At 27.9% G+C, this 1,874-nt stretch carries 2 protein-coding genes; one reads left to right on the top strand and one right to left on the bottom strand.

Annotated elements, in window-relative coordinates; all coding sequences use genetic code 11:
• On the top strand, positions 1–159 hold a 159-nt coding region (locus KHW44_RS09220; protein WP_304068769.1), incomplete at its 5' end, for a relaxase/mobilization nuclease domain-containing protein.
• Positions 160–236: 77 nt separating this feature from the next.
• Here the strand turns inward: KHW44_RS09220 and KHW44_RS09215 are convergent.
• On the bottom strand, positions 237–1,580 hold the full coding sequence (locus KHW44_RS09215; RefSeq protein ID WP_304068767.1) for a hypothetical protein: 1,344 nt from the start codon (positions 1,578–1,580) through the stop codon (positions 237–239).
• Positions 1,581–1,874 lie beyond the last annotated feature (294 nt).

Here is a 1,874-nt window from a genome sequence, read left to right as displayed (position 1 = left end):
CAATTTATGAAAACACGAGAAGACAATGATACTAAAGGAACAGTTTTGGCTAGGCATTTAATCCAATCTTTTCTACCAGGAGAGGTTGATCCTATAAAATCTCAAGAAATTGGAATGGAATTATGTAAGGGTACTTTTTACAAGATCAACTACGTATGAACATTATCAAATACGAAATAACTATGGAATTTACATAAGTAAGGAGATGAAAAAATAACTTCCATCTCCTTGAAATCTTATTTTAGTTTTTGCAGTCTATCCAAGAAATATGATGGATAGTTTGCCAATAATTCTTGCAGTTTCTCTCTATTGCTTTTTATTGGAGATTTTGTTTTCTTTTTTGTGCTACAGTCAAAATCACTTATTTCATCAGCAATTTTTTGCGAAATAATTCTATCTGCAAATCCAAGTTCATATATAAATACAGACTCTTTGTTCGGTAATCCATATCTTATTCTATATATTATATCACTTAAATTTTCTTGTATATTTTCACTACAATCCTTAGTATTTAAAACTTCTATAATAGCCTGTATTATAGTTAATGAAGCATATCCAAAGTCCGAATCACATAAAGTTATTATGTTTTCCAATGATATATCTCTACTTTTTTTACCCCGCTTAACTAACAAATTTACTGATTTTGCATAGCTCCAAATTTCAATATAACTTTTACCATTAATCCACATTTTTAATAAATCATACACATAGCTATCATCAACAAATTTAGGAATAACCTTGCAAACCTCTGATTCTTTAAGTCTATTAGCAATAATTCTAATTAATTCATCAAAATTCGCATTTACTATTTCATACAAATTATCATCTATAAATATAGATATTTCTTTCATCTTCAATATGCCTAACATACTTTTTCTGTAAATCAGCTTATTAGTAACTTCAAGACTATCAATACTACTTTTAATAAGGTTATATATATTCTTCAATTCTTCTTTCTCTTCTTCATTTGCCAAGTAGTAACCATATGTAGATTTAATAATTTCAAAACTTGCATCTTCAACATCTACAAAGCCAAGTATAAAATTTTCCAATGATACTAGAATATGATCTATTTCATTCATTTTATAAAAAATTTCTTCACCACATTCCTTTCCTTGCTCTCTATATTCAATAATACCTTTTTTCAATTCAGTATATTCAGCCTTATTAGAATATCTGGAATTAATGTATTTTTTCAAAAAGTCAAAACTAATTGTTCTATTATTTCCTAAATCAACTTCTCTGACTAATTTTAAAAGATTGCTAGAGCACTCCTCAGAATTGTCAGCATTAAGCAAACGTCTATACTTATTTAATTTATAGTCTTCTTTACTATTTTTATAGATATTTTCTGTTAAAATGATAGTTCCTTCTGTCTCTTTTCCTGCTCTTGCTGTTCTTCCTATCAAATTATGGAAATCTCTAACTTTAATTACCTGTTTTGATTGATAAACACTTGATACGATTAAATATTTAATTGGCAAATTTACTCCTTGTGCCAATGTAGAAGTACATACTACACAACGAACTAATGATTTTTTCAAAGCATATTCTTCAGCAATTCTTACCCCGTTAGGCACACCCGAATGATGCCCTACAATACCCCTTAATGCTGCTATATATAAATTGTTTTCACCAAGGTGTTCTTTTATTAAATATGCAATTTTTAAACACTCAACATAATCTGATAAACGACTAAAATCTTCAAGAGAAACTCCTCTCTCTTTTAATTCAATAAATCTTCGTAATATCTTATTTACACTATCTTTTTTTGAAGACGAATTGTCAAATCAAATGCAACACCTATGGTAAGAAACCAAAAAGTTCTTCTTTAGGTGTTTTATATTGTATACATTTTCTAGGTCTATTATTCA

The sequence above is a fragment of the Finegoldia magna genome (assembly GCF_018371055.1).
Taxonomy (GTDB): domain Bacteria; phylum Bacillota; class Clostridia; order Tissierellales; family Peptoniphilaceae; genus Finegoldia; species Finegoldia magna_I.
Note: the sequence above shows the minus strand (reverse complement) of the source record. Positions and strands in the feature narration are given on the sequence as shown.